At 71.6% G+C, this 26,046-nt stretch carries 22 protein-coding genes; 14 read left to right on the top strand and 8 right to left on the bottom strand.

The window, feature by feature from the left end:
- Positions 1–17 precede the first annotated feature (17 nt).
- Complete coding sequence (locus tag JYK02_RS28545) at positions 18–431, top strand: secondary thiamine-phosphate synthase enzyme YjbQ (protein ID WP_171413557.1); 414 nt, start codon at positions 18–20, stop codon at positions 429–431.
- Here JYK02_RS28545 and JYK02_RS28550 read toward each other — a convergent pair.
- Together JYK02_RS28550 and JYK02_RS28555 are read right to left on the bottom strand one after the other, a co-directional pair.
- Positions 428–1,369 carry an RluA family pseudouridine synthase gene (locus JYK02_RS28550; protein ID WP_207055761.1) on the bottom strand — a complete coding sequence of 314 codons (942 nt, stop codon included), beginning with the start codon at positions 1,367–1,369 and terminating at the stop codon, positions 428–430. The two genes, JYK02_RS28545 and JYK02_RS28550, sit on opposite strands and share 4 nt — an antisense overlap.
- Positions 1,366–2,478: a serine/threonine-protein kinase gene (locus tag JYK02_RS28555; protein WP_207055762.1), complete on the bottom strand. Its 1,113-nt coding sequence runs from the start codon at positions 2,476–2,478 to the stop codon at positions 1,366–1,368. Before JYK02_RS28555 ends, JYK02_RS28550 begins: the two co-directional genes overlap by 4 nt.
- 128 nt (positions 2,479–2,606) lie before the next feature.
- On the opposite strand from JYK02_RS28555, the gene JYK02_RS28560 reads away from it, so the two are divergent.
- Positions 2,607–4,397, top strand: a complete 1,791-nt coding sequence (locus JYK02_RS28560) for a serine/threonine protein kinase (protein WP_207055763.1) — start codon at positions 2,607–2,609, stop codon at positions 4,395–4,397.
- A 7-nt stretch (positions 4,398–4,404) separates the two neighbouring features.
- Here JYK02_RS28560 and JYK02_RS28565 read toward each other — a convergent pair whose 3' ends face one another.
- Complete coding sequence (locus tag JYK02_RS28565; RefSeq protein ID WP_207055765.1) at positions 4,405–6,084, bottom strand: MopE-related protein; 1,680 nt, start codon at positions 6,082–6,084, stop codon at positions 4,405–4,407.
- On the bottom strand, positions 6,081–6,908 hold the full coding sequence (locus JYK02_RS28570) for a tetratricopeptide repeat protein (protein WP_207055767.1): 828 nt from the start codon (positions 6,906–6,908) through the stop codon (positions 6,081–6,083). Before JYK02_RS28570 ends, JYK02_RS28565 begins: the two co-directional genes overlap by 4 nt.
- A 138-nt stretch (positions 6,909–7,046) precedes the next feature.
- On the opposite strand from JYK02_RS28570, the gene uppS reads away from it, so the two are divergent.
- The 10 genes from uppS to JYK02_RS28620 all read left to right on the top strand — a co-directional run bounded on the left by uppS (position 7,047) and on the right by JYK02_RS28620 (position 17,160).
- Positions 7,047–7,844: a polyprenyl diphosphate synthase gene (uppS, locus tag JYK02_RS28575; RefSeq protein ID WP_207055768.1), complete on the top strand. Its 798-nt coding sequence runs from the start codon at positions 7,047–7,049 to the stop codon at positions 7,842–7,844.
- Positions 7,841–8,668 (top strand): phosphatidate cytidylyltransferase, encoded by an 828-nt coding sequence (locus JYK02_RS28580; protein WP_207055769.1) that lies wholly within the window; start codon positions 7,841–7,843, stop codon positions 8,666–8,668. Before uppS ends, JYK02_RS28580 begins: the two co-directional genes overlap by 4 nt.
- A gap of 84 nt (positions 8,669–8,752) precedes the next feature.
- On the top strand, positions 8,753–10,384 hold the full coding sequence (gene rseP, locus JYK02_RS28585; protein WP_207055770.1) for an RIP metalloprotease RseP: 1,632 nt from the start codon (positions 8,753–8,755) through the stop codon (positions 10,382–10,384).
- A 13-nt stretch (positions 10,385–10,397) separates the two neighbouring features.
- Positions 10,398–10,883 (top strand): septal ring lytic transglycosylase RlpA family protein, encoded by a 486-nt coding sequence (locus JYK02_RS28590; RefSeq protein ID WP_207056307.1) that lies wholly within the window; start codon positions 10,398–10,400, stop codon positions 10,881–10,883.
- 23 nt (positions 10,884–10,906) lie between these two features.
- Positions 10,907–11,650, top strand: coding sequence for a tRNA (adenosine(37)-N6)-threonylcarbamoyltransferase complex dimerization subunit type 1 TsaB (tsaB, locus tag JYK02_RS28595; protein ID WP_207055771.1), 744 nt, complete (start codon positions 10,907–10,909; stop codon positions 11,648–11,650).
- Between the two features lie 67 nt (positions 11,651–11,717).
- Complete coding sequence (locus tag JYK02_RS28600; RefSeq protein WP_207055772.1) at positions 11,718–12,749, top strand: aspartate-semialdehyde dehydrogenase; 1,032 nt, start codon at positions 11,718–11,720, stop codon at positions 12,747–12,749.
- Between the two features lie 126 nt (positions 12,750–12,875).
- A complete protein-coding gene (locus JYK02_RS28605; RefSeq protein WP_207055773.1) occupies positions 12,876–13,937 on the top strand; it encodes an MXAN_2561 family MXYO-CTERM-anchored protein in 1,062 nt (353 codons plus the stop codon).
- Positions 13,934–14,653 carry an MXAN_2562 family outer membrane beta-barrel protein gene (locus tag JYK02_RS28610; protein WP_207055774.1) on the top strand — a complete coding sequence of 240 codons (720 nt, stop codon included), beginning with the start codon at positions 13,934–13,936 and terminating at the stop codon, positions 14,651–14,653. The genes JYK02_RS28605 and JYK02_RS28610 overlap by 4 nt, the downstream gene beginning before the upstream one ends.
- Before the next feature lie 11 nt (positions 14,654–14,664).
- Positions 14,665–16,473, top strand: coding sequence for a PKD domain-containing protein (locus JYK02_RS28615; protein ID WP_207055775.1), 1,809 nt, complete (start codon positions 14,665–14,667; stop codon positions 16,471–16,473).
- A gap of 24 nt (positions 16,474–16,497) precedes the next feature.
- Positions 16,498–17,160: a molybdenum cofactor biosynthesis protein gene (locus JYK02_RS28620; protein ID WP_207055777.1), complete on the top strand. Its 663-nt coding sequence runs from the start codon at positions 16,498–16,500 to the stop codon at positions 17,158–17,160.
- 1 nt (position 17,161) lies between these two features.
- On the opposite strand, the gene JYK02_RS28625 is transcribed toward JYK02_RS28620, so the two are convergent.
- From JYK02_RS28625 to JYK02_RS28640, 4 genes are all read right to left on the bottom strand, one after another.
- Positions 17,162–17,842, bottom strand: a complete 681-nt coding sequence (locus JYK02_RS28625) for a hypothetical protein (RefSeq protein WP_207055779.1) — start codon at positions 17,840–17,842, stop codon at positions 17,162–17,164.
- An 85-nt stretch (positions 17,843–17,927) separates the two neighbouring features.
- Positions 17,928–21,728, bottom strand: a complete 3,801-nt coding sequence (locus JYK02_RS28630) for an ATP-binding protein (RefSeq protein ID WP_207055781.1) — start codon at positions 21,726–21,728, stop codon at positions 17,928–17,930.
- 163 nt (positions 21,729–21,891) lie between these two features.
- Complete coding sequence (locus tag JYK02_RS28635; RefSeq protein ID WP_242589313.1) at positions 21,892–23,019, bottom strand: M50 family metallopeptidase; 1,128 nt, start codon at positions 23,017–23,019, stop codon at positions 21,892–21,894.
- Between the two features lie 19 nt (positions 23,020–23,038).
- On the bottom strand, positions 23,039–23,461 hold the full coding sequence (locus JYK02_RS28640) for an NUDIX domain-containing protein (protein ID WP_207055783.1): 423 nt from the start codon (positions 23,459–23,461) through the stop codon (positions 23,039–23,041).
- A gap of 73 nt (positions 23,462–23,534) precedes the next feature.
- On the opposite strand from JYK02_RS28640, the gene JYK02_RS28645 reads away from it, so the two are divergent.
- Together JYK02_RS28645 and acs are read left to right on the top strand one after the other, a co-directional pair.
- Positions 23,535–24,017 carry a hypothetical protein gene (locus tag JYK02_RS28645; RefSeq protein ID WP_347402606.1) on the top strand — a complete coding sequence of 161 codons (483 nt, stop codon included), beginning with the start codon at positions 23,535–23,537 and terminating at the stop codon, positions 24,015–24,017.
- 64 nt (positions 24,018–24,081) lie between these two features.
- Positions 24,082–26,034, top strand: a complete 1,953-nt coding sequence (gene acs / locus JYK02_RS28650; protein ID WP_207055788.1) for an acetate--CoA ligase — start codon at positions 24,082–24,084, stop codon at positions 26,032–26,034.
- Positions 26,035–26,046: the final 12 nt, after the last annotated feature.

Consider the following 26,046-nt stretch of genomic DNA (forward strand, 5'->3'; position numbering starts at 1 on the left):
CTCTGACAGTGAGCGCCATGAAGACCCTCACCGAATACCTCTGGTTCGAGACGAAGGCCCGCCGGGAGCTGGTGCGCCTCACGGACACCGTGGCGGCCCTGGTGAAGAAGAGCGGCATCCAGGAGGGCATGGTGCTGGTGTCCGCCATGCACATCACCGCGGGCGTCTTCGTCAACGACGACGAGCCCGGCCTCCACGAGGACATCTGGGACTGGCTCCAGCACCTGGCGCCCTCCGGCCCCGACTACCGCCACCACCGCACCGGCGAGGACAACGGCGACGCGCATCTCAAATCCATGCTCGTCCACCATCAGGTGCTGATTCCCGTCACCGCCGGCAAGCTCGACCTGGGCCCCTGGCAGCAGTGCTTCTACGCGGAGTTCGACGGCCAGCGCCGCAAGCGCGTCATCGTCAAGGTGATGGGCGACTAGCGCGCCACCGGCCACGACAGCCCGTGCCGCCCAAGCTCCGCCACCAGGTCCGGCGGCAGCGGGCTCTCCACCTTCACGGGCGCCTTCGTCACCGGGTGCGGCACGGTGAGCGAGCGGGCGTGCAGGAAGAACCGCCCCAGCTCCGGCGCCTCGCGGCCCCCGTAGAGCGCGTCCCCCACGAGCGGCGCGCCCACGCCCGCCAGGTGCGCTCTCACCTGGTGCAGCACGCCGGTGAGGATGCGTACCTCCACGAGGCTGTAGTCCCCGGCGCGGGCCAGCACCTGGAAGTGGGACAACGCCTCGCGCGCGTCCTCGGCGCCGTAGGGCGCGGGCTCCACGCGGTCCGGGTGGCGCGGGTGGTGGCGCAAGGGCACCTCCACCTCGCCCTCGTCCGCCAGCGGCCCCGTCACCAGGGCGACGTAGCGCTTGTCCACCGCGCGCTGGCTGAAGGACTCGCGCACGGCGGTCCACGCCTCGCGCGTGCGCGCCGCCGCGAGGACGCCGGAGGTCTCCACGTCCAGCCGGTGGCACAGGCCGCCCTCGCGCGGGTCCTGGGACGCCTGGGCGACCTCCGGGTAGCGCGCCACCAGGGCGTTGGCCACGGTGCCCGTCTCACCCGGGTGCAGCGGGTGGGACGGCCGGCCCGCGGGCTTGTCCACGAAGAGCAGGGAAGGGTCCTCGTGCAGGACGACGAGCGGGAAGTCCGTGTCGGGCACGGCCTCGCGCGGGGCCTCCTCCACGGTCACGGCGACCTTCTGGCCTTCGGTGACGGTGAGCCCCTTCTTCGCGGGGCGGCCGTCCACGCGCACCTGGCCTTCTTCAAACAGGCGCTTCATGCGCGCGCGGGACAGGCCCAGGGCCTCGCCCACGAACAGGTCCACCCGCTGGCCCGCCTTGGCGGCGTCCACGGTGAGGGTGTGCGTCGTCGTCGTGCTCACTCGGAGAGGGCCTCGTACACTTCCTCGGCCGTCTGGAACCGGTCGTCCGGCTCCTTGCGGATGAGGCGATGAGCCACCCGCGCCAGCTGCGGGTCGCCATGCAGGTTGAGCGCGAGCAGCGGCGGAGGTTCCGTCTCCAGCACCTGGCGCCACAGCTCGTGCGGCGTTTTCGCGTCGAACGGCGGACGCCCGCTCATCAGCTCGTACAGGATGACGCCCAGGCTGTACAGGTCCGAGCGCCCATCCAGCGGCTCGCCCAGAATCTGCTCCGGGGCCATGTACCGGTAGGTGCCCACGAGCTTGCCGTCCGCGGTGATGCCGGCGTCGTCGGCGAGGAACTTGGCCAGGCCGAAGTCCATCAGCCGCACCTGCCGGTCGTCGTCCACCATGATGTTGGACGGCTTGAGGTCGCGGTGCACCAGCCCGTGGCCGTGGATGTACGCCAGCGCCTCGCACACCTGGAGCATGGCGTCCTTCAGCTTGCCCATGCGCTCCGGACGGTTGAGGTCCGCCACCTTCGGCGCCGTGGGGCGCGAGGGCGGGGCCGCACGGGGCGCCGCGCGGCGCGGGTCCACCACGAGCATCCCGTCCGAGTCCGAGTCGTCCTCGGCGCCGTGGAAGCTGGCCAGGTCCTCGCTGGGGGCTTCCTCCGCGAAGGCGTTGAGGTCGAAGGTGCCGTCGTCCTCGCTGGCGTCGTCGTCGTCGCTGGCGCCCGGGTCCTCGCTGCCGAAGTCGTCGTCCGCGGTGCGGCGGATGGCGAGCGGGCCGCGCGAGGCGGGCGTGGGGGTGTGAAGGTCGTTGAAGCTGACGTCCAGGTAGTGGCGCAGCGTGAGCCCTTCAATCAGCTCCATGGCCAGGTACGGCTGGCCCGCGTGGACGCCGGCCTCGAAGACCTTCACCACGTTGGGGTGGGCCAGGTCCGCCAGGGTCTCGAATTCGCGCGCGAGTCTCCGGGCCGCGCGGTCGTCCAGCGACGGGCCGCCCGTCGACAGGAGCTTCAGCGCGACCTCGTCGTTGCTGCGGCGGTCCAGGGCCCGATAGACGGTCCCGGCCCCGCCACTGCCGAGCGTCTCCAGCACGCGGTAGGGACCAATGGCCTTGGGAGGCATGGGAGGGCGGATCCTACGGAGCACGTCACGTCACGGTCAAACACGCAGACGGGGCTTGAGGGACAGCGGACGCCTGTCCCCTCGGGCCGTTTCACTTTTCCAGTGAACCATGGGAAAGCTCCCTGTCCATGCAATTGGGGAAGTACCAGCTGGTGCGGAAGCTCGCCTCGGGGGGGATGGCCGAGGTGTTCCTCGCGAAGGCGGCGGGACCCCGGGGCTTCGAGAAGACCCTGGTGCTCAAGCGCATCCTGCCGCACCTGGCGGAGGACGAAGCCTTCGTGGAGATGTTCCTGGGCGAGGCGCAGCTGGCCGCCCGGCTGGACCACCCGAACGTGGTGCAGATCTTCGACTTCGGCGAGGTGGACGGCAGCTACTTCCTGGCGATGGAGTACATCGACGGGCCCACGCTGCGCCGGCTCATCAAGCGCTCCCTGGAGCTGAAGCAGCCGCTGCCCCTGGGCGTGTGCGCGAAGATGGTGGCCGCCGCGGCGGAGGGGCTGGCGTTCGCGCACGAGCTGACGGACGCGGAGACGGGCGCGCCGCTGGGGCTGGTGCACCGGGACATCTCTCCGGAGAACGTGCTCGTCTCGCCGCAGGGCGCGGTGAAGGTGGTGGACTTCGGCATCGCGAAGGTGGCGGGGCAGAGCCACCGCACGGCGACGGGCGTGGTGAAGGGGAAGGTCGCGTACATGCCGCCGGAGCAGCTCCAGGCGAAGGGCATGGACGGGCGCGTGGACGTGTACGCGCTGGGCATCGTGCTCTACGAGCTGCTCACGGGGAAGCGGCCGTTCGACGCGACGACGGACGTGAGCATGATGCAGGCCATCCTCTTCGAGCCGTTCGTGCCCGCGCTGACGCGCCGGCCGGACCTGCCGGAGGCGATGCAGCGGATTCTGGAGAAGGCGCTCGCGAAGGACCGCGACCAGCGCTACCCGGACTGCCGCGCGTTCCAGGCGGACCTGGAGCGCTTCGTGCTGTCCCTGGGCGAACCGGTGGGCGCGTACCAGATTGCCCGGCTGGTGGCGCAGGTGATGGAGGGCGTGGAGGCGACGCCCGCGAAGGGACGGGAGACGGCGCCGTTGCCCCGTGCGCCGGAAGTGGCGACGACGCCGATGCCTGGACGGGCGGTGGGCACGGCGTGGGAGCCGGTGTCCTCAAGCTCTTCGATGGAAGCGCCCGCGGTGACGGCATCAGGGAACGACGTGCCGTCGAGCCGGTTCGATGCGGCGACGGATCCCGCGACGCCTTCAGCGGGGAGCCTGCTGGGGGAGTCCGGCGCTCGGTCTCCGAAGGTGGCTGCTTCCGAGCAGCCTGTGCACGCAGGCGCCGTGCGCTCTCCCCGGCGGACGCTGGTAGGGGCGATGGTGGCCGTGAGCGTGCTGGGGCTCGTTGGTGGCCTGGCGCTCCTGGGGAGAGGGGAGAAGCCCTCCGCGCCTGTGAGTCCGCCTGCACCGGTGGCTCGGAAGGATGAAGCGCCCGCGAAGCCGCTGGAGCCGAAGGCACCTCCCATCGTGCCCGAGGTCGACAGAGGCACTCCGGCCGTCGTGGCCGAGCTGTCGCTCGACTCGGGGACCCTCGAGGAGACGCGTGATGCGGGTCCGCCCACGGTGGTGGAGCCGCCCGTGGTCACCCCGAAGACCGTGGTGGCCACCAAGGGCACGCCGACGCCTCGTCGCCCTGTGACGCCGGTCCGTCGCGAGCTGCCCAAGGGCAAGGTGGAGTTCCGCGTCCGTCCCTTCGGCATGGTGTCCCTGGACGGCAAGCCCCTGGGCCAGACGCCCTTCGCCGCCGTGGAGGCGACGGAGGGCGTCCATCAGGTGCGCGTCGTGAACAAGGAACTGGGCAAGGACGTGACCCGCTCTTTCGAAGTGAAGGCGGGTCAGGACAACGTCTTCAAGCTCAACCTCGCGGCGGAGTGATGGCGCTTCACAGGCCGAAGTGGAAGAGCGCGCCCTCGTCGCCCACGGCCCAGATGTCGGTGGGGGAGGTGCCGTCCACGGACCGCAGCGCCCGGCCGTTCGTTCCGACGGAATCCTGACGCCAGGCAGTGCCGCCGTCGGGCTGCAAGCCATGGAAGTGGATCCGCCCCTGCTGGGACACCGCGTAGATGGCGTTGTGTGAGAAGGAGACCACGCTGGTGAGGTCGTCCAGCGGCCCCGTTCCCGCTTGAAGGGCAGGCAGCGGATGCCAGCCGTTCGAATCCCGCTCCAGGACCAGCCCGTTGTCCCCCACGGCGTGGGCGCGCTGGGCATCGAGGACGTGGACGTCGCGCAGGAAGCCCTGTCCCTGAGACGTGCCCAGGCTCTCGGAACGCCACTCGCCCTGGGCGGGGTCGTAGCGGAAGGCTCGCGGCACCCAACCCGTGCCGCCATCCAGTGCCTCCGCGCCCACGGCGACCAACGTGTCCTCCGTGCCCTGGCTGTCGATGGCCTGCAGGTTCGCGGGCATCAGCGCCATCAACTCAGGCTCCAGGCTGAACGAGGGCCAGCGGTAGACGCCGCCCCGGCTCGTGACGCCGTAGGCGATGGCGGGTCCTCCATCCGGGTTCGCCACGCCCGTGACGCCGGTGAAGCCGGGATGCTTCACGCTCTCGCTCGTCGCCAGGTAGCAGGGCTCGCCCGGCCGGCGCGTCATCATCCCGTAGTCGCGGTCCACCGTGAGGAGCTGTCCCGTGGTGTCGGCCCACGCGGCTGGGTATCCGATGGCACCCCCGGTGCACTGGACGGGCACGGGGACCACGACCCCGCCGTCCAGGGAGAACATGTCCGGGGCCGAACCGCTGAGGAACCAGGCACCGCCCCTCGCGTACGCCGCCACGGCGGACAGGTCCCCGGTCCCGACACCGCCGACGCTGTCCCATGTGAGGCGACTGCAACCCAGACCGTTGTCCGCCAGGCCGTCACAGTCATTGTCCAGCCGGTCGCAGACTTCGGACAGGCCGTTCGCCACGGCGCGCGAGCTCTCGTCGCAGTCCTCGGAGGTCGTGACCGCGCCGGGGACGGGCGCGGTGCAGTGCACCCCGACGTCATGGCCCGCCTTGCCATCTCCGTCCTCGTCCACGAACCAGCGGGAGCCCTCATGGTTGGAGGCATCCGCGTCGTCGCAGTCCGTGCCGCCGTTCTCCACGGCGACATGGCCGTCCCGGTCCGCATCCCTGGCGCTCAGCAGGAGCTGCTGTGTCTGGAGTGCCCCCTTCCGCAGCGTGACCGCATGGGCGTCCTCGGCCACCACGGTCACGTCACATCCGCGCTCGAAGGCCCTCGCGACCAGCTTCACGTCATTGCCCTGCGCCTCGGACAGGGTGATGCCCAGCCGGAACCGCCAGTCCGGCTCCGAGCCTGGGCCGGTTTCGATGAGCAGTGAGTCCAGTGGCTCGTTGGTGGGATCCAGCAGCGACACGCGGACACAGCCGGGTCGGAAGCCCTCCGCCGCCAGCTCCACGGTCAAGCCCCGGTCGCATGCGGCGGACTCCAGCCGGAGGCTCTGGTCCTGATTCCCGGGTCCGCCTTGCGCGCAGTACCGCTCCAACAGGACCGACCCGGTGTCAGGCACGGTACAGCTCGCGGCGATGGAGGCTGCCAGCGCCGCCCACATCCACGTCTTCACGGTGACTCCGACGACACCGTGGAGTCACCGCTCAGGAAGTACGTGGTGACCGCGGCAGCCGCCGCAGCCAGCGCCGTGCCGAAGAGGACGTTGGCCACCACGGCCTGGCCCCGCGCATCGTCCAGGTGCCCGCTCACGTCCGCGGACAGGTCCGCCTCACGCGCGGAGCTCACGTTGCCGCGCGACTGGAGCCCGATGATGGACCCCACACCGCCCGCGACCACGCCCGTGCCCAGGAGCACCCACGACACCGTCGGTACACGGCGCATCCCGCGCTCGCGGGCATCCGCCTTCAGGTCCACACCTGGAGTCGGATCAGGGGCCGTTGCGACCGTCGGCGGTGACACCACGCGCGGTGACTCCACCGGCGCCTGCACGGGCGCATCCGCCGGCTTCTGCACCGCCGCGCGCTCCTGCCGCACCGTGCTCCGCACCGACTCGAAGTCGCTCTCCACCTTCGGCGACACCTTCGCCGGCAGCTTCGCCTCCGGCGTCAGCGTCAGCCCCGCCCGGAACGAAGCCAGCGCCTCGTCGCGCCGTCCCATGTCCGCCAGGATGACGCCTTCGTAGATGGCGGCCCTACTGCGCTCCTCCTCCGTCCGCGCCAGCCGCTTCGCCCGCGTCACCGCCGCCAGCGCCTGCTCGGACTCCAGGTCCTCATAGAGCCGGGCGGCCTGCGCCATCGCCGCGTCGAAGTAGCTGCCCGCGGGCCGGGACGCCGCCGTTCCCGTCCCCTGACCGAAGGCCGGGCCCACCCCGAACACACAGAACCCGAGCAGCCCACCGAGCAGCCGGAAGGAGGGCAGGGCATGAGGAGTTTTCATGGAAGCCCACATTAACCGGCTTCCTGTCCCCTCATGAACCGTTCACCCCCTCTGGACGACCGCCTGGCCAGGGAGAGGGACCGGGCGGCCACGCGCCCGTGGACGCGACGCGGCGCCGCCGCTAGGGTGCGCGGCTTCATGGATCGCCCTCTTACCGTGTTGCCCACCGCCCTCGAGGCCCAGGTCAAGGCCCGGCCGCTCCCGCGCCACGTGGGCATCATCATGGACGGCAACGGCCGCTGGGCGGAGCTTCGCGGCCAGCCCCGGCTGGAGGGCCACCGCGAGGGCAGCGTCAGCGTCCGTGAAGTGACGCGCACCGCCCGCCGCATCGGCGTCCAGGCCCTCACCCTCTACGCCTTCTCCTCCCAGAACTGGGCCCGCCCCGCCGAAGAGGTCGCCGGCCTCATGGACCTCCTGCGCGAGTACCTGGAGTCCGAGCGCGCGGAGATCCTCGACAACGGCATCCGCCTCAACGCCATTGGCGAAGTCGACAAGCTTCCGCGCTACGTGCGCGAGCCCCTGGAGCGCCTGCGGGCCGACTCCGCCCACAACACGGGCATGGTGCTCACGCTGGCGCTGTCCTACGGCGGCCGCGAGGAGCTCTTGCGCGCCGCTCGCGACCTGGCCCAGGCCGCCGCGCGCGGCGAGCTGGACCCCGCGCACCTGGACGCCGACGACCTGGAGTCCCGGCTGTGGACCGCCGGGCTGCCGCCGGTGGACCTCATCGTCCGCACCAGCGGCGAGCAGCGCATCTCCAACTTCCTGCTCTGGCAACTGGCGTACGCCGAGCTGTGCTTCACCGACGCCCTGTGGCCTGACTTCCGCACCGAGGAGTTCCTGCGCTGCCTGTCGCAGTTCCAGGGCCGCGAGAGGCGCTTCGGTCTGACGTCCGCCCAGGTCAACCGGGACGACACCCCCCAGCGGGCCAAGGCGTGAACGAGAAGAACAAGAACCTCCTCATCCGGGTCGTCACCGGCATCACCCTCCTGCCGCTGGTGCTCCTGCTGCTGTTCCTGGGCGGGTACTACAGCGCCGTGCTGCTGGCCGCCGCCGCGGCCGTGTGCGCCGGGGAGTACTACCTCATCACGCAGAAGCGCCTGGGCGCCGCCGCCTGGGTGGGCATGGCCTTCGCCTTCGTGATGCCGCTGCTCCCGCTGCGGGACGCCGCGCGCACGGGCGAGGCCGCCTTCTGGCTCACGTCCGTCTTCTTCTTCTTCGCGTGGATCTACAACCTGTTCCGGGGCGCGCTCGCGGAGGCCCCCACCCGGGCCGCGCACCTCGTCACGGGCTTCCTGTACGGCTCCATCGGCCTCACCGCGCTGTCCGCGCTGCGCCTCTTGCCGGAAGGGCACGCGTGGGTCATCTGCGCGCTGACCATCACCTGGGCCAACGACACGCTGGCGTACTTCGCCGGGCGCTTCCTCGGGAAGCACAAGCTCTACCCGGCGGTCAGCCCGAACAAGACGTGGGAGGGCTTCTTCGGCGGCATGGTCGGCTCGGTGCTGGGCATGTTCGTCGCCAAGCTCGGCTTCTTCCCCATCTTCACCGTGTGGGACTGTGTGGTGCTGGGCATCCTGGGGGGCCTCTTGGGCCCCGTGGGCGACCTGTGCGAATCCATGCTCAAGCGCGCCTACGGCGTGAAGGACTCCGGAAAGCTCATTCCCGGACACGGCGGCGTGCTCGATCGCATCGACGCGCTCATCTTCAATGCGCCGCTGGTGTTCGTCTATGTGCAGTTCGTGAGGCACCTGCTGCCGTAAGTGCCTGATTTCGCGCCTGCCTGCCCGCCCGGCGGCATGCGTTGTGCGTTGTCCGTCCCAGGGGGCGCGATTACTCTCCCGCCCATGCTCCAGAACCTCGGGTTCTTCATCCTCCTGCTGGGCGTGCTCGTGACGGTGCATGAGCTCGGCCACTTCCTCGTGGCCAAGGCCTGCGGGGTGAAGGTCCTCAAGTTCTCCATCGGGTTCGGGCCGAAGATCATCGGCTTCACCAAGGGCGAGACGGAGTACCAGGTGGCGCTGCTGCCCCTGGGCGGCTTCGTGAAGATGGCCGGCGACCTGCCCCACGAGGAGCTCCCACCGGAAGAGGCGGCGCGCGGGTTCCTGGCGCAGCCGCCCTGGAAGCGCGGCCTGATTGTGCTCGCGGGCCCGGCCTTCAACCTGCTGTTCCCCATCTTCGTGTACTTCTTCGTCTTCCTGGGCCCCCAGGAGACGCTGTCCACGCGCGTGGGCATGGTGTCGCCGGACATGGCCGCCGCCGCCGCGGGCATCCGCCCCGGAGACCGCATCCTCTCCGTGGAGGGCGAGCCGGTCCGCACCTTCGACGACATGCGCGACGCGTTCGTCGGCAAGTTCAACCGCCCCGTGCCCGTCACCCTGGAGCGCGACGGGCAGCAGCGCGTGGTGGAGGTGACGCCGGAGAAGAGCTCGGAGGTGTCGCCGGTGGACACCGTCGAGCGCGGGATGATTGGCGTGAGCCCCTACCCGCAGCCGCCGGTGGTGGGCGTGCCGGCTACGTCCCCCGCGGCCGCCGCGGGCCTCAAGAGCTTTGACCGCGTGCTGTCCGTCAACGGCGTGCACGTGCAGGACGAGGCCGCCCTCTACCGCGAGGTGGCCAAGGTGCCGGAGGGCACCCCCATGAAGCTGAGCGTGGCGCGCCTGGCCCCCACGGCCGTGGGCGCCGTCACCGGCCGCATCCCGGAGGTCGTGGAGGTGACCCTGCCGCGTCAGCCGGGCGAGGGCGCGGCGGCCCTGGGCGCGGAGGCCTCGGACCTCTACGTGGCGAGTGTGGCCTCAGGCAGCGTGGCGGAAGGCGCGGGCATCGTGCCGGGCGACCGCATCGTGGCCATCAACGGCACGCCGCTGAAGTCCTTCAACAAGCTGGCGACGGTGCTCAACGGCCTGCAGGCCCAGCCCTTCACGCTCACGTGGCGCGGCGAAAAGGGCGAGCGCACGCAGCAGCTGGCCCAGGCGCCGCTCAAGACGCGCGACGACTACGGCCAGACGAGCGCCCCGCTGGTGTTCGGCGTGCGCCCGTGGAGCTTCAGCAGCGCGGACCTGCCGCCGGTGGAGAAGGTGACCATCGACCTGGGGCCGGCCGCCGCCTTCAAGGAGGCCGCGCTCATCGTCCCGAAGATTGTCGGGCAGATGGTGCAGGTGCTGGGCGGGCTGTTCGTGGGCAAGGTGTCGCCCAGCACGATTGGCGGCCCCATCATGATGTACCAGCTGGCCGCGAAGAGCGCCGAGCAGGGCCTGGACAGCTTCCTCAACCTGATGGCGATCATCTCCATCAACCTGGGCGTGATGAACCTGCTGCCCATCCCCGTGCTGGACGGCTTCCACCTGCTGTCCGCGGCGTGGGAGGGCATCCGCCGCCGTCCCATCCCCGTGCGCGTGCGCGAGGTGGCGAACATGGTGGGCCTGGCGCTGCTCATCCTGCTGATGCTGCTGGCCGTGACCAACGACGTGACCCGCTGACAACGAGGTGATGATGCACGGACGGACCGCGCTCCTGCTCATGGGGATGGGACTGCTTGCTGGCTGCGCGTCGCGCGCGGCCAAGCCCCAGCCTCCGGAGACTTCTTCTTCCGGTGACGACGGCACGAAGGTGACGCGCCGGGAGAAGATGCCGCGCAACTACCTGGGCGAGGGCCTCGCGTCCTTCTACGGCCCGGGCCTTCACGGCCGTCCCACCGCCAGCGGGGAGAAGTTCAACCAGAACGCCCTCACCGCCGCGCACCGCACCGCGCGCTTCGGCTCGTGCGTGAAGGTGATGAACATGGAGAACGGCCGCGAGGTGGAGGTGCGCGTCAACGACCGCGGTCCCTTCGTGGACGGACGCATCATCGACCTGTCGAAGGCCGCGGCGAAGCAGCTGGGCATGCTGGACAAGGGCCTGGCGCGCGTGCGGCTGTACCGGTGCGCCAGCGACCGTGTGTCGCAGGTGCCGGTGGAGTTCTGGGCCGTTCCGGCCTGAAGCGATTCGAACGAAAAGAAGGGATGTCGCCTGTGTTGCTCGCGCTGGACACCTCCACGCTGACGCTGTCGCTCGCCCTGGTGGAACGCCAGGGGGAGGACGTGCGCGCCGTGGAGCACGTGGTGGTGCCTCCGCCGGACAAGCAGAGCGAGGCGCTGCCCGGCGTCGTTGGGGACCTGCTCCAGCGGCACGGCCTGAAGCTCAAGGACCTGGAGGGGCTGGCGGTGGGCCTGGGGCCGGGGTCCTTCACGGGCCTGCGCATCGGCCTGGCCACGGTGAAGGCGCTGGCGTACGCCACCGGGCTCAAGGTGGCCGGCGCGTCGTCGCTGGCGGCGGTGGCGCTGGAGGGGCCGGAGGGCGTGCCGCTGTTCTGCCTCGCCGTCGCGCGCAAGGACGACCTGTACCTGGGCGCCTACCGCCGCACGGGCCACGCCGTGGAGGCGCTGGAGCCGGAGACGGCCATGTCGCCGGAAGAGGTGGCGCGGCGCATGGCCGCTGAACCGCGGGCCGTGGCGCTGGGCCCGGCGCTCGCGGACTACCGGGGGGCGCTGGAGAAGCACGGCGTCGCGCCGCACCGGCTCCTGTCCGGTCCGGCCTTCCCGTCCGCGGTGGAGGTGGGGCGGCTGGCCCGGCTGCCGGAGGCGTACTCCCAGCAGGCGCTCTTCGCCCTGGAGCCGCACTACGTCCGCGCGTCCGAGCCGGAGCGCAACCCGAAGTTCCCCCCGCTGCCGGGCCCCGTGCCCACGGCGCGGTTGAAGGAAGACTGACGCCTCATCCCCCGGGCACGCGTCGTCGCGCTCGCGCGGGCCGGGGCGCTGACGTAAAGGAGCCCTCATGAGAGAGAACCTTCGGATTGCCGTGGTGGGCGCCACGGGCGTGGTGGGCCGCGAGGTGCTGGCCAACCTGTACGCGCGCGACGTGCCGATGGAGCAGGTGCAGGCCTTCGGCTCGGAGCGCTCCAAGGGCCTGGAGGTGGAGTACGGCGAGGACACGCTGGAGGTGGAGCGCGCCTCCGCGGACGCCTTCCGGGGCATCCACGTCGTGCTGCTGGCCACCCCCGCGGAGGCCTCCCGCACGCTGGCCCCCGCCGCTCAGGCCGCGGGCGCGTGGGTGGTGGACGCGAGCAGCGCCTTCCGGAGCGACGGCAACGTGCCGCTCATCCTCCCGGGCTTCAACACGGAGGCCCTGGGGCCGGGCTTCAGCTTCAAGGGCCGGGTGGTGAGCCTGCCCGGCATCGTCACCAGCAGCACGGTGCACCTGGTGGAGCCGCTGCGCCGCGCGTTCGGCGTGGTGCGCGCGCAGGTGACGGCGCTGATGGGCGCCTCCAGCGCGGGCGTGCGCGGCATCTCCGAGCTGGAGAAGCAGACCGCGGACCTCCTGTCCGGCCGCGAGCCGGAGCCGCAGGTCTTCCCGCACCGCGTGGGCTTCAACCTGGTGCCCCAGGTGGGCGGCTTCATGGTGAACAGCCCCTGGACGGAGGAGGAGGGCGGCTGGACGCTGGAGGCCGCGCGCCTGTTCTCCGCCCTGGGCGAGACGCCCGTCCTCGCCGGTACCGCCGTGCAGGTGCCCACCTTCCACGGCCACGGCCTCACGGTGAACGTGCAGCTGAAGAAGCCGGGCCCGGTGGAGCAGGTGCGCGCCGCCCTGAAGACGTCCCCCTCCCTCAAGGTGCTGGATGCGCCCGGCGAGCGCATCTACCCCATGCCCATGCTGGTGATGAGCGACCCGGCCGTCCACGTGGGCCGGGTGCGCGCCTTCCCCCAGGCCCCGGAGTGGGTGACGCTCTTCGCGTCCGTGGACAACGCCGGCCGGGCCGCCGCCCACCTGGTGGACGCGGGCCTCAAGCTGGCGGAACGCCCCGCCTGACAATTTGGCAAAGCCCCCGGGGGCACCTTGCCTGTTTGGCGCGCGAACCCGGGGGTTTCCCTGGGAAACAGGCCGTCCGGACGGGGCTTGAGGGTGGCCCCGCCCTTGCTAGCTTCCGGCCCATCCATGCGCCTTCTCTTCATTGGACTCCTGCTCTTCGCGTCCTCCACGGCCGTGGCCCAGGCGGGGCCCACGGTGACGTTCGCGACCGCGGCAACCGGCTCGCAGAACCTGACGGTCACCGTGCCCAGGAGTGAGTGCGGCAACGCGCGCCGCTTCACCTGGACGCGCACCGGCAACATCTGCGGCGGCTCGCTCTTCATCTACGCGACCACGAACACCTGCGGCTCGGAGCCCGCCGCGACGGACCTGAAGCTGGAGACCCTCACCAACACCAGCGCGACCTCCGGCACCGTGAACTTCAGCGTGGCGGAGTTGCTCGCGGCGCGCGGCACCAGCGCGGACGGGGGCCCCGCGGCGACGTGCGACACCCAGCAGGCGGAGATCTCCTTCAACCTGTGCGCGTCCGCGCGGCAGCTGGGCGGGCTCTACGGCACCGACTGTCAGACGACCTACGCCAACGTGGGCACGCCCGCCTACGTGCTGAAGTTCGACCCGGTGAAGCCCACGGCGCCCACCATCGCCAAGGTCATCGTCCGGGACTCGGCGCTGTCGGTGCAGGTGGACGGCGCGGAGACGGACTCCACCGTCGTGGTGGAGGCGGCGATGGTGGCGTCCGCGACGACGGATGCGGGGACGGACGACGCGGGCACGGATGACGCCGGCACGGACGACGCTGGCACGGACCTGGACGCCGGGACGGACCTGGACGCCGGCACGGATGGCGGAGGGATGGGCCTGGTGGGCGCGCTGGCGCTGGAGGGCACGACGGGGCCGGTGACGCGCGTCACCAAGGCGTCCGGCGAGGGCAACGTCGTCGTCACCGGCCTCACGAATGGCGTGACGTATCGGCTCCAGGCGACCATCATCGACGCCGCGGGCAACGTGAGCGATGGGTCCAGCCAGGTGGATGCGACGCCTGTGAAGAGCAATGGTCTGTTCGACGCCTACAAGGATGCCGGCGGCGAGGAGAGCGGCGGGTGTGCCGCGACCGGTGGTGGCATCGCGGGTGGCGCGGTGCTGGCCGCCCTGGGCATCTGGCTGTCGTCTCGGAGGAAGGTGTCATGAGCAGCAGGGCTGTGGGCCTGGGAGTCGCGGCGCTTCTCTTGGCGGTACCGGCGGTGGCGCAGGAGGTGACCATCCCCACGCGCTCCCCGCGCACTGGCGCGGTCATCTTCCGCGGGGGCGGCTACAAGCCGCGCATCGACACCGAGAAGGCACTCAACGGCGCGACGCCGTACAAGGACACCTTCGGTGACGAGTCGCTGCTGCTCATCGAGGCGGAGATCCAGCGCTTCTTCTACCAGGGCATCGGCACGGCGGGCCTGGGCCTGGGCGTGGGCTACGGGGAGAAGTACGCGGACGCGAAGCTCGAGGACGGCTCGGCGGCGGCGGACAAGGCGGCGCTGAAGGTGCTGCCCATCCAGCTCAACGCCTTCTACAAGTTCGACTACGCGGCCTTCCGCTGGGGCATCCCGCTGGTGCCGTACGCCAAGCTGGGGCTCGTCTACTCCCCGTGGTGGATGACCAAGGGCAGCGAGACGGAGCTGGTGGAGGGCAGCAAGGCCAGCGGCGGCAAGTGGGGCTGGGCGGGCACCGCCGGCGTGTCGTTCCTCCTGGACGTGCTGGAGCCGCGCTTCGCTCGCGACTTCGACTCGGACCTGGGCGTGAACCACTCGTACCTCTTCGCCGAGTACACGCATGCGGATGTGAACAACTTCGGCGGCAAGGGCCTGAACCTGAGCAGCCGGCGCTGGATGTTCGGGCTGGCGTTGGACTACTAACCGAAAGGCCCATGGCCTCCCGACCCCGCGCGCTCCGGTCTCCGCTTCCGCTCTTCCTCCTGCTGGCCGCGGTAGGGCTGGGGACCTCCGGCTGCCGGAACCTGCGGCCGGACCTGGGGCCGGAGCGCACGCTGGAGGCGGGGGTCCCGGAGTCCTTCGGCTCCACCGCCCCGAAGGCGCCCGCCATCACCTGGGACTTCGGGGACGGAACGCCGGCCCAGACGGCGCCGGGCGTGAAGCACGCCTGGGCCACCGCGGGCCGCTACACGGTGCGGGCGCTGGACGGGGACAAGGAGCTGGCCCGGGTGGTGCTCACCGTGGTGCCGCGTCCGGTGCTCCGCGCGGTGCCCCAAGACGCGCAGACGGTGCTGTGGGTGCCCCGGCTGCGCGGCAACGTGGAAGGGCTGGTGGACTTCTACGAGCGGCTCGTCGGCGCCGGCAACGCGCGCGCCTCCCTGGCGGACACGCCGCTGATGCCGCTGCTCCTGCGCAGCCTCTCGGGGGGCCCCTCGGAGGTGGACCCCGAGGAGGGCTTCGGCTTCTTCCTCCTTCCGGACTTCGACGGCGTGGTGGCGCTGCTGGGCGTGACGGAGCCGCGCGCGGCGCTCGCTGCCGTGGCGCGCGAGCTGCGCGGCGCCGGCCACCAAGTGCTGCCCCGCGAGGACGGCAGCGCGCGCGTGACGCCGGTGGACGGCGGCCGGGACATGCTGCTGTTCGCGGACCGGGGCTACGTGTACCTCGCGGTGCCGGACTCGCCGGACGCTCCGGAGTCCGGAGAGACGGTGAAGGCGCTGGCGGTGGTGGAGTCCCCGGACGTGGAGCGGGTGCGCCGCCGGGTGGAGGCGCTGTCGGGCCCCGGCATCGCGGAGAACGCGCTGCTGGGCGAGCTGCGCGGCCGCGTGCGCGACGGCAGCGTGTTCCTCTTCTCCGCGCCGCCGGTGCCGGAGGCGGAGAAGGAGGACATGCCGGTGCGCGGCTTCTTCGGCGCGCTCGCGGTGCAGGCGGATCAGGCGGAGCTGGACGGCTTCCTGTCGTCGTCCCGGCCGCTCTTGGGCGGCACGCGCGGTCCGGCCTCCCAGCTCCTGGGGCGCGCGGCGGTGGGGCCGGTGGCGGCGGCGCAGCTGTCGGTGCCTCCGGAGGAGCTGGCGCGGCTGGTGTTCGGCTCGCCGGAGTCGCCCCGGCGGCAGCGGACGCTGGAGCGCTGGCGCAAGCAGGGGCTGGACGCGGAGCCGCTCCTGAAGGCGCTGCGCGGCGACGTGGCGATGCTCGTCTACTTCGACGCGGCGGCCTTCTTCCGCGGCTTCATCCAGGACCAGCGCCCGGCCCCCAAGGGCACGGTGGTGATGGAGGCGGGGCTCACGTCCGTGCAGCCGGTGCTCCAGCTCATCCAGAAGCAGCTCCAGGACAACGCGCTCGTCTTCCAGAAGGAGGCGCAGGGCAACACCACGCGCTTCCGCACGCGGCTCTTGGAGCAGCCGGTGTCGCTCACGCTCACCCCGGAGCGCGCCACGCTGGAGGCGGGCGAGGTGCTCACCGGGCGCGAGACGGGCGACGTGGGCGCGACGCTGCGCACGCGCTTCGGCGCGGAGGCGTTCGGCCCGGGCCACCTGTCGCTGATGGTGGACATGGGGCGGCTCAGGGCGGACCTCGCCGGGGTGCGCGAGGTGCCGGGCGTCGGCACCGGGAAGCTCCTGGCGAGCCAGCTCTTCGTGACGGCGCTCCTGGAGCGGCTCACCCCGTTCGAGTACGGGTTCCTCGACTTCTCCCCCGCGGAAGGCGGCGGCCGGCTCCAGGGCCGCGTCGTGTTGCGCGAGCGGTAGCCACACGCCAGGAGGCGCCAGGCCATGTCCGTCACCGTGCTGTACTTCGCCGCTGCCCGTGAGCGCGCGGGCCTGTCGCGCGAGTCGCTGGACGTCCCTCCCGGCTCGCGCGTGTCGGACGTGCTCGCGCTGCTCGCCGCGAAGCACCCGCCGCTGGCGCCGCTCCTGCCGCACCTGCGCGTGGCGGTGCAGCAGCAGTTCGTGGGGCTGGACTCGCCGGTGTCACCGGACGCGGAGCTGGCGTTGATTCCGCCCGTGGCCGGCGGGGCGCCGGGCCTCTTCCGCGTGGTGGGCCGGCCGCTCGAGCTGTCGGAGGTCGTGGACGCGGTGGCCTCCGAAGGGGCGGGCGGGCTGGTGACGTTCTCCGGCGCCGTGCGCGACCAGACGAAGGGCCGGCGCGTGCTGCGGCTGGAGTACGAGGCCTACGCGCCCATGGCGGAGGCGAAGCTCGCGGAGATTGGCGACGAGGTGGCCCGGACGTGGCCCGGGACGCGGCTGGCCATCGTCCACCGCGTGGGCACGCTGGTGCCGGGCGAGCTGGCCGTCGTCATCGCCGCGGCCTCCGCGCACCGCAAGGAGGCCTTCCGGGGCTGCGAGTACGCCATCGAGCGGCTCAAGCAGGACGTCCCCATCTGGAAGAAGGAGTTCTTCGAGGACGGGGAGGTCTGGGTGGGGCTGGGGCCCTGAGCTAGCGCACGCCGAAGCTGGCGGGGACGTTGATGCGCGCGCCGCCGTCCTGCTTCTGCGTGGCGCGCTCGGCTTCCGTCAGCGGCTTGAGCGGCTGGTCCAGGCCCATGGCCTTGCGCCGCGCCTCCTCCTTTTCGTGGGCCACCTGCAGCGCACGCGCGTTGTTCGCGGCCATGCGCGCCGGGTCCGGCCCCATGGCCAGGAAGGCGATGGGCGCGCTCAGGAAGAGGATGGCCACGGTGATGATCCACGCCACGTCGCGCACGCGGAAGCGGCCCGCGCGCTCCTTCACCACCGACGGCTGCACCAGCAGCCGCAGCTCGCCCTCCACCAGGCGCAGCGTCATGCCCTCGCGCAGCTCCACCGCCGCGCGGCCCGGCGCGCCCGTCAGCTCCTCCGGACCCACCGGGTGGAAGGCGTCGCCCTTGAGGCTCCTCTCCACGCGGGCCGACGGCGGCACGTGGATGCGCCAGCCCTGCGGTGTGCGCTCGGCGAGGAGGAAGGGCTCCTCCGGCAGCGTGAAGCCGTAGAGGGGCAGGGGGGCCGTCTCGTCGGGCGCGGCGTGGACCTGGCCCAATTCGGGGCCATAGCTCCAGGCCTCCGCCAGGGAGGTGCCCCAGTACAGCTCGCAGAAGAGTCCGCCGTCCGCCACGGGGGCGGTGGGCGTGGAAGGCGTCGGCATGTCGGGCCGGAGCATAAAACCTTCGCGGCCGCCCGGCCCGGCTTCGTGGCGCCGGACGTCCCCTGGATGACGGGCGGCCTGCTCCTCAGGCGCCCGTCAGGTCCTTGAGCAGCGTCTCCAGCGTCTCGAAGTGCAGCGGCTTCACCAGGTGGGCGTCGAAGCCGGCGGCCTTGGAGCGCTGGCGGTCGGACTCCTGGCCGTACCCCGTCACCGCCACCAGCTTCATGGGGCGGGGCTCCTCCTGCTGGCGGAGCAGCCGGGCCAGCTCGTAGCCGTCCATCACCGGCAACCCGATGTCCAGCAGGGCAATCTCGGGCCGGAAGTCCTTCGCCGCCTCCAGGCCCGTGGGGCCGTCGTAGGCCACGCGCGTCGTGCAGCCCAGGAACTCCAGCGACTCGGAGAGCACGTCCGCCGCGTCGCGGTTGTCGTCCACGATGAGCACGCGCGCGCTCATGGACACGGGCTCCTGGGGGACGAGCGCACCGGGCTGCGGCGTGGGCAGCGCGGGGGGCACCTCCGCCTCCAGCGCGGGCAGGCGCACGGTGAAGGTGCTGCCGCGGCCCCGGCCCGGGCTGTGCGCGCTGATGGTGCCGTCGTGCAGCGTCACCAGGCTGCGCGCGATGGCGAGCCCCAGCCCCAGGCCGCCCTGGGAGCGATCCAGGGCCTGGTGCTCCTGCACGAAGAGGTCGAACACGCGCGGCAGGATTTCCGGCGCGATGCCCACGCCCGTGTCGCGCACGCTGACGACGAACTCCTGGCCCTCGCGTGTGCCCGTCACGGCGAGGAAGCCGCCGGGCTCCGTGTACTTCGCGGCGTTGGTGAGCAGGTTCGCGAACACCTGCGCCAGCCGCGTGGGGTCGCCGTGGAGGTCCGTGCCACGGTCGGGCAGGTCCACCTCCAGCGTGTGGTGGCGCTGCTCGATGAGCGGGCTGATCTGCTCGATGGCCTTCGCCATCACGTCGGTGAGCGTGACGCGCTCGCGCTTGAGCGTGACCTTGCCCCGGGTGACGCGGCTGACGTCCAGCAGGTCGTCCACCATGCGCACCAGGTGCGTCACCTGCCGTTCAATCAGCGTGCGCTCGCGCTCCGCGGCCGTCTCACCCCGCAGGCGCATGAGCTGGAGCGCGGTGAGGATGGGGGCCAGGGGGTTGCGCAGCTCGTGGCCCAGCATCGCGAGGAACTCGTCCTTGGCGCGGTTGGCGGACTCCGCCTCCCGCCGCGCGGTGGCCAGCTCCGTCACGTCGAAGACGACGACGATGATGCTCTCCACCTGGCCCTTCGCGTCGAGCATGGGCTGGTAGACGAAGTCGAAGAACACCTCGCGCGAGGACTGCTCGGGGCCGTCGTTGAAGACGACGCGCAGCGAGCGGCCGATGTGCGGCTCGCCCGACCGGTAGACGCCGTCCAGCAGCTCGTAGACGCCCTGATCCGCCAGGTCCGGCAGGGCCTCGCGCACGGGCTTGCCCGTCACGTTCCGGTTCGCGATGAGCTTGAGGTAGTTCTGGTTGGCGAACTCGAAGACGTGCTCCGGGCCGCGCAGGATGGCGATGCCCACGGGCGCGTGCTGGAAGATGCGCGACAGCCGCTCCGCGTGCGCGGCCTCCAGCTTGCGCAGCCGGGAGCGGGTGACCTGCGCGGTGACGCGCGCCAGCAGGTCCCGGGTGGAGAAGGGCTTCACCAGGTAGTCATCCGCGCCCGCCTGGAGCCCCTCCTCCTGGGCTTCTTCTCCCGCACGCGCGGACAGGAGGATGACGGGCACCGTCCGGGTGCGCTCGTCGGCGCGCAGGGCCTGGAGCAGCCCGAAGCCGTCCAGCCGGGGCATCATCACGTCGGACAGGATGAGGTCCGGGGGCCGGGCGCGCGCGGCCTGGAGCGCGGCCTCGCCGTCCGCCACCGCCTCCACCGTCCAGTGCGCGCCCAGCAGCCGGCCCACGTACTCGCGCATGTCCGCGTTGTCGTCCGCGAGCAGCACGCGCCCGCGCTCCTCCTCCCCGAGCACGGGCGTGGGGAGGGGCTCTGCGGGAGCACTGTCTTCGGCGGGCGTGGCGGGCAGGTCCGTCAGCCAGCCCAGCGCGTCGCGCACGTAGGGGTCCGCGCCCGCGGGCAGGGGGCGCTGGCTGCGCGCGGACGTGACGTGCTCCGGCGGCAGGTGCGCGAAGCCCGTGGGGATGCGCACGGTGAAGGTGGTGCCGCGGTCCAGCTCGCTCTGGACGGAGAGGGTGCCGCCGTGCAGCCGCACCAGCTCGTGCACCAGTGCCAGCCCGATGCCGGAGCCTTCGTGGGAGCGTGCGCGGGCGCCGTGCACGCGGTGGAAGCGCTCGAAGAGGCGGGGCAGTTCGTTGGCGGGGATGCCCGTGCCGGTGTCGGTGACGCGCAGCTCGACGTGTCCGTCCGTCAGCGCCTGCGCCACGGTGATGCCGCCGGTGAAGGTGAACTTCAGCGCGTTGGAGATGAGGTTGAGGACGATCTTCTCCCACATCTCGTGGTCCACCCAGGCCGGCTCCGGCAGGGGCGGGCAGTCCACGTCGAGCACCAGCCCCGCGCGCTCGATGGCGGAGCGGAAGGCGCTGGCGAGCCCCGCGGTGAGCGCGGCCAGGTCGGTGGGCTCGTAGGTGGCCCTCACGCGTCCGGCCTCGATGCGCGCGAAGTCCAGCAGCGTGTTGACCAGCTTGCGCAGGCGGATGCCGTTGCGGTGCACCGTCTCCAGCGCGTCTCCCTGGAGCGCGCGCTCGGTGCTGGCGAGCGCGTCCTCGGTGGGGCCCAGCAGGAGCGTGAGCGGGGTGCGCAGCTCGTGGCTGATGTTGCTGAAGAAGGCCGTCTTCGCGCGGTCCAGCGCCGCGAGCTCCTCCGCGCGCTGCCGCTCCTCCTGATACGCGCGCGCGTTGGCGACCGTGGCGGCGACGTGCTCGGCGGTGGCCTGGAAGAAGGCGTGATAGCTCGCGTCGAGCAGCCGCCGGGGGCTCACGCCGCCCACGAGGAAGCCGGACGGCCGCGACTGGCCCGGCCGCGTCAGGGCGCGCACCACGGCGAGCGACGGCGGCGTGTTCCAGCGGCCTCCCGGCAGGGCGCTCAGGCGAGCCCCCAGGTCGTTCACGACGATGGCCTGCCCCGTGCGGGCGGCCTCCGCGAAGGGCCAGTCCGTGGCGGACTCCGTGGTCAGGGACTGCTGCGCGGGCAGCGCGGCCAGGACGGCGTCGGGCAGGTGGGTGCCACCGGCGAGGTGCGCGGTGCCGCCCTTCGCGTCCAGCAGGTAGAGCAGGCAGAACGGCAGGTCCAGGTCGTTGCCGTCGAGCACGGCCAGGCTGGCGTGGACCGCCTGGTCCGGCGACTTCGCGTCGGCGGCGCGGGCCGCCAGGTCGCGCAGCATGCGCAGCTGCCGGTCGTGCTGCACCTCCGGGGTCGTCTCGCGCACGGTGACGAGCACGCCGCCCACGCCGCCCTGCTCGTCGGGGATGGGGCTGTATGAGAACGTGTGGAACGTCTCCTCGAGGAACCCCCGGCTGTTGAGGAACAGCTCCAGGTTCTCGCTCCAGGTGGCGGGGCCGCCGTTGAGCACGCCCCGGGCCATGGGGCCGATGACGTCCCAGATCTCCCGCCAGATGACCTCACCAGGCGCGCCCAGCGATCCGGGATGCTTGAGGCCAAGCACCGGACGGTACGCGTCGTTGTAGATCTGGATCATCTCCGGGCCCCACCACATGAGCATGGGGAACCGGTTGTGGAGCACCACGCCCGCCATCGTCTTCAGGCTGATGGGCCAGTCGCGGGACGGGCCCAGCGGCGTGCGAGCCCAGTCCTTCGAGCGCACCAGCTCGCCCATCTCACCGCCGCCCACGAAGTGACGCTCCTCGGAAGCGGGGATGGAGGGGGGCAGGGGCTGGGGCATGCGGAGCTCTGGGGGACCGAGAAACGTGGGGAGGAGTTCTGGCTTCTATTGGCGCACACGCGGCCGTGCAATCAGTGAGGTTGATTGCATCTCCGTGGCTCCTGTCACCCAACAACGGCTCGCCCTCCAACACGGAGTCCAGTGGAGCAGGCGGGCGGTTGTTTCAGGGAGATGAGGGCGTCGCGACACGATCCGTGCCGCCATCCGACGCCAACGGCGCGCTGGCGGAGGGCTTCAGCCCGGCGTTGGGCGCGTCCATCGACGGCAGCGCGCGGCGGATCTCCGCGCCCGCCGTGGCAACGATGCCAATGGACAGGAAGAGGAACCCGGCCGTCTGCGCCACCGTCTCCACGCGGGGAGGGATGCGCCGTCCGCTCACCGCCTCGATGGCGAGCAGCAGCACCCGGCCGCCATCCAGCCCCGGCACCGGCACCAGCGTCAGCATCGCCAGCGCCACGGAGGCCGCCACCATCGCGCGCACCAGCGCATCCAGGCCGGACGCCGTGGACGACGCGACGTCGGAGGACTCCTGGCGCACCAGCGCGCCCGGCCCCGCGCGGCCCGCGACCTGGGGCCCGCGCACCATCGCCATCAGCGTGGACAGCGCCTCGGACGCCACGCGCCCGGTGTGCACCAGCGACTGGGTGAAGGCCTCGCCGGGCGCGTGCTCGCGGAACACGTACTGCTGGCTCACGCCGATGCGCCCCGCGCCGCGCTCGTCCGCCCGGGGCCGCACCGTCACCGTGCGCGGCTCGCCGTGCCGGTCCACGGAGAGCTCCAACTGACCGCCCACCGCCTCCGCCACCCGCGTGACGAAGTCCGACCAGCTCTCCAGCGGCTTGCCGTCCACGCCCACCAGCCGGTCCCCCGGCAAGAGCTGCGCTCGCGCCGCCTCCGAGCCCGGCACCACCGTGCCCACCGTCAGCGGCACCACCACGTGCGTGCCCGACGAGTACAGCGCGAAGAGCAGCCCCAGCGCGACGGCGTAGTTCGCCAGCGGCCCCGCCAGGATGATGGCCATCCGCTTGAGCGGCCCCAGCGTGCCGAACCCCGACGTGTCCTCCTCCGCGGAGCGGTGCGGGTTCATCCCCTGGAGGTTCGCGGACGCGCCCAGCGGCACCGCGCCCAGCACGAACTGCGTCCCGCCCAGCCGGAACGACAGGAGCGGCGGTCCGAAGCCCACGGTGAAGCGCGGCACCCGCACGCCCAACAGGCGCGCGGCCACCAGGTGCCCCAGCTCATGCACGATGAGCAGCGCCCCGAGCGCCAGGAGGACGAACAGGTAGTGCATCCGGAAGAGGCCCTGCCGCCTACAGCTTGCGGCGCTTCCCGGTGCGCTTGTAGGTCAGGTAGTCCGACAGGATGGTGCCGTGGTCGAAGCACAGGTCCTTCGGCAGCGCGTCCACGGAGAACGTCTTCGCCTCCGCCGCGTCGTCCGCGCCCACCGGCTCGCCCGTCGCCTTCGCGATGAACACCGTGGAGATGGTGTGCAGGCGCGGGTCGCGCTTCGGATCCGAGTAGCTGAAGAACTGCTCCTCCAGCGTCACGTCCAGGCCCGTCTCCTCCTTGGCCTCGCGGATGGCCGCCTTGTCCAGCGGCTCACCCTCGTCCACGAAGCCGCCCGGCAGCGCCCAGCCCACCGGCGGGTTCGCGCGGCGGATGAGCACGATGCGCTCGCCGGACAACTCGATGATGCAGTCCACGGTGGGTTTGGGGTTGCGATATTCAGGCATGGCGTCGCACTCTACCCAAAGCCCCCTGGCAAGCGCCCGTTCCGGATGCCTCCCGTGGGCGATGGTGCGTGCCGTGTCTACCCTGCGACGCCTCTGCCTCACCGCCCTCCTGTCCTCCACCCTGGCGGGCTGCCTGCCCTACAGCCAGAACGAGGGGGAGTACGAAATCATCCCCTTGGAGACCCTGCGGGATGACTGCGGGCTGCTGGAGCAGATCCGCGGCAACCTCCAGTTGAGCCTCCAGATCTCCGGCCGCGTGGTGCGCGCGGACTTCGGCGTGCAGAACATGCAGTTGCTGGGCTACTTCCTGGAGGACGGCGAGGCCTTCACCGCCGACGGCAGCGTGGCCAACGTGAGCACCACCGTGGACGGGGCGAATGAGTGCCTGCTCGACCAGGTCCGCGTGCACGTGGACGCGTCCACCCGGTGCGCCACGGAGTTCCAGGGGCAGCTGCGGCTCACCTACGACGCCAGGAACAACGCCGCGTGCACCTGCGAGCTGTGGTTTCGCTTCGACGGCGTTCAGGGGAACACCCGCTGCGCAGGGAACCCTTGAGATAGCAGGAGGGGCTTCCTAGAACAGGAGGGCTGTTCCCACGCTTTCGTTGGAGGAACGCCCCATGGCAGACCCGCAGGAAATCGTCTCGGTCCTGACCGAGTCCCGCGTCTTCCCCCCGCCCAAGGAGTTCTCCGAGCGGGCCCACATCCGCGGCATGGCGGACTACCAGCGGCTGTGGGACGAGGCCGCGAAGGATCCGGACAAGTACTGGGGCGACCGCGCCCGCGAGGAGCTCTACTGGAAGGAGCCCTTCCAGACGGTGCTGGACTGGAAGCCGCCCCACGCGCGCTGGTTCGTCGAGGGGAAGACCAACCTCGCCTACAACTGCCTGGACCGGCACCTGCCGAAGCTGAAGGACAAGCCCGCCATCCTCTTCGAGGGCGAGCCGGGCGACCGCCGCGTCCTCACCTACGGTGAGCTGTCGCAGCAGGTGAACCGGCTGGCCAACGGCCTCAGGTCGCTGGGGGTGAAGAAGGGCGACCGCGTGGGCATCTACCTGCCCATGGTCCCGGAGGCCGCCGTCGCCATGCTCGCGTGCGCGCGGCTGGGCGCGGTGCACTCCGTCGTGTTCGGCGGCTTCTCCGCGGAGGCGCTCCAGGACCGCATGAAGGACGCGGGCGCGAAGGTGCTGCTCACCGCGGACGGCGGCTGGCGCAAGGGCGCGGTGGTGCCGCTGATGAAGAACGTGGAGGCCGCGCTCCCCAACGCCCCCAGCATCGAGAAGGTCGTCGTCCTCACGCGCACCGGCGACGGCAAGCTGCCGGAGGGCCCGAAGTTCCTGGCGTGGGACGCGCTGGTGAAGGGCCAGTCCGATGTCTGCGAGCCGGAGTGGGTGGAGAGCGAACACCCGCTGTTCATCCTCTACACGTCCGGCTCCACCGGGAAGCCCAAGGGCGTGCTGCACACCACCGCGGGCTATGCGGTGGGCGCGTCGCTCACCACGCGCTGGGTGTTCGACCTGCGCGACGACGACGTCTACTGGTGCACCGCGGACGTGGGCTGGGTGACGGGCCACACGTACGTCGTCTACGGCCCGCTGATGAACGGCGTCACCACCATCATCTACGAGGGTGCGCCCACGCAGCCGGGGCCGGACCGCTTCTGGGACATCATCGAGCGCTACAAGGCCACCATCCTCTACACCGCGCCCACCGCCATCCGCGCCTTCATGCGCCTGGGCGAGGAGCCGGTGAAGAAGCACGACCTGACCTCACTGCGCCTGCTGGGCAGCGTGGGCGAGCCCATCAACCCCGAGGCGTGGATGTGGTACCGCGACGTCATCGGCGGGGGGCGCTGCCCCGTCGTGGACACGTGGTGGCAGACGGAGACGGGCGGCATCATGATCTCCCCGCTGCCCGGCGCCACGCCCACCAAGCCCGGCTCCGCCACCTTCCCGCTGCCCGGCATCCACGCGGAGATTTTGGACCGCGACGGCAAGCGCGTGCCGAAGGGGCAGGGCGGACTGCTCTTCGTGACGAAGCCCTGGCCGTCCATGCTGCGCACCGTGTACGGCGACCCGCAGCGGTACGTGAACACGTACTTCAGCGAGCTGCCCGGCATGTACTTCACCGGCGACGGCGCGCGCACGGACGCGGACGGCTACTTCTGGCTGATGGGGCGCGTGGACGACGTGGTGAACGTCGCGGGCCACCGCCTGGGCACCGCGGAGGTGGAGAGCGCGCTCGTGGCGCACCCGAAGGTCTCCGAGGCCGCCGTGGTGGGCCGCCCGGATGATTTGAAGGGCACGGCGCTCGTGGCCTTCGTGACGCTCAAGCAGGGCAACGCCCCCTCGGATGCGCTCAAGAAGGAGCTGGCCGTGCACGTGGGCAAGGAGATTGGCGCCATCGCCCGGCCGGATGAGATCCGCTTCGCGGAAGGCCTCCCCAAGACGCGCTCCGGGAAGATCATGCGCCGGCTGCTGCGCGACGTGGCCGCGGGCAAGCAGTCCACGCAGGACACCACCACGCTGGAGGACCTCAACGTCCTGGCCGCGCTGCGGCAGAACGACGAGTAGCCCCCAGTCCCG

This window comes from Corallococcus macrosporus, assembly GCF_017302985.1.
Lineage (GTDB): Bacteria > Myxococcota > Myxococcia > Myxococcales > Myxococcaceae > Corallococcus > Corallococcus macrosporus_A.

Excerpts from the sequence above, each read along its gene's own strand:
- JYK02_RS28640 (WP_207055783.1), bottom strand. The coding sequence starts at position 23,461 with ATGCCTGAATATCGCAACCCCAAACCCACCGTGGACTGCATCATCGAG.
- JYK02_RS28555 (WP_207055762.1), bottom strand. The coding sequence starts at position 2,478 with ATGCCTCCCAAGGCCATTGGTCCCTACCGCGTGCTGGAGACGCTCGGC.
- JYK02_RS28600 (WP_207055772.1), top strand. The coding sequence starts at position 11,718 with ATGAGAGAGAACCTTCGGATTGCCGTGGTGGGCGCCACGGGCGTGGTG.
- JYK02_RS28615 (WP_207055775.1), top strand. The coding sequence starts at position 14,665 with ATGGCCTCCCGACCCCGCGCGCTCCGGTCTCCGCTTCCGCTCTTCCTC.
- uppS (WP_207055768.1), top strand. The coding sequence starts at position 7,047 with ATGGATCGCCCTCTTACCGTGTTGCCCACCGCCCTCGAGGCCCAGGTC.
- acs (WP_207055788.1), top strand. The coding sequence starts at position 24,082 with ATGGCAGACCCGCAGGAAATCGTCTCGGTCCTGACCGAGTCCCGCGTC.
- JYK02_RS28545 (WP_171413557.1), top strand. The coding sequence starts at position 18 with ATGAAGACCCTCACCGAATACCTCTGGTTCGAGACGAAGGCCCGCCGG.
- tsaB (WP_207055771.1), top strand. The coding sequence starts at position 10,907 with ATGTCGCCTGTGTTGCTCGCGCTGGACACCTCCACGCTGACGCTGTCG.
- JYK02_RS28590 (WP_207056307.1), top strand. The coding sequence starts at position 10,398 with ATGCACGGACGGACCGCGCTCCTGCTCATGGGGATGGGACTGCTTGCT.
- JYK02_RS28560 (WP_207055763.1), top strand. The coding sequence starts at position 2,607 with ATGCAATTGGGGAAGTACCAGCTGGTGCGGAAGCTCGCCTCGGGGGGG.
- JYK02_RS28610 (WP_207055774.1), top strand. The coding sequence starts at position 13,934 with ATGAGCAGCAGGGCTGTGGGCCTGGGAGTCGCGGCGCTTCTCTTGGCG.
- JYK02_RS28620 (WP_207055777.1), top strand. The coding sequence starts at position 16,498 with ATGTCCGTCACCGTGCTGTACTTCGCCGCTGCCCGTGAGCGCGCGGGC.
- JYK02_RS28605 (WP_207055773.1), top strand. The coding sequence starts at position 12,876 with ATGCGCCTTCTCTTCATTGGACTCCTGCTCTTCGCGTCCTCCACGGCC.
- JYK02_RS28570 (WP_207055767.1), bottom strand. The coding sequence starts at position 6,908 with ATGAAAACTCCTCATGCCCTGCCCTCCTTCCGGCTGCTCGGTGGGCTG.
- JYK02_RS28635 (WP_242589313.1), bottom strand. The coding sequence starts at position 23,019 with ATGCACTACCTGTTCGTCCTCCTGGCGCTCGGGGCGCTGCTCATCGTG.
- JYK02_RS28630 (WP_207055781.1), bottom strand. The coding sequence starts at position 21,728 with ATGCCCCAGCCCCTGCCCCCCTCCATCCCCGCTTCCGAGGAGCGTCAC.
- JYK02_RS28625 (WP_207055779.1), bottom strand. The coding sequence starts at position 17,842 with ATGCCGACGCCTTCCACGCCCACCGCCCCCGTGGCGGACGGCGGACTC.
- rseP (WP_207055770.1), top strand. The coding sequence starts at position 8,753 with ATGCTCCAGAACCTCGGGTTCTTCATCCTCCTGCTGGGCGTGCTCGTG.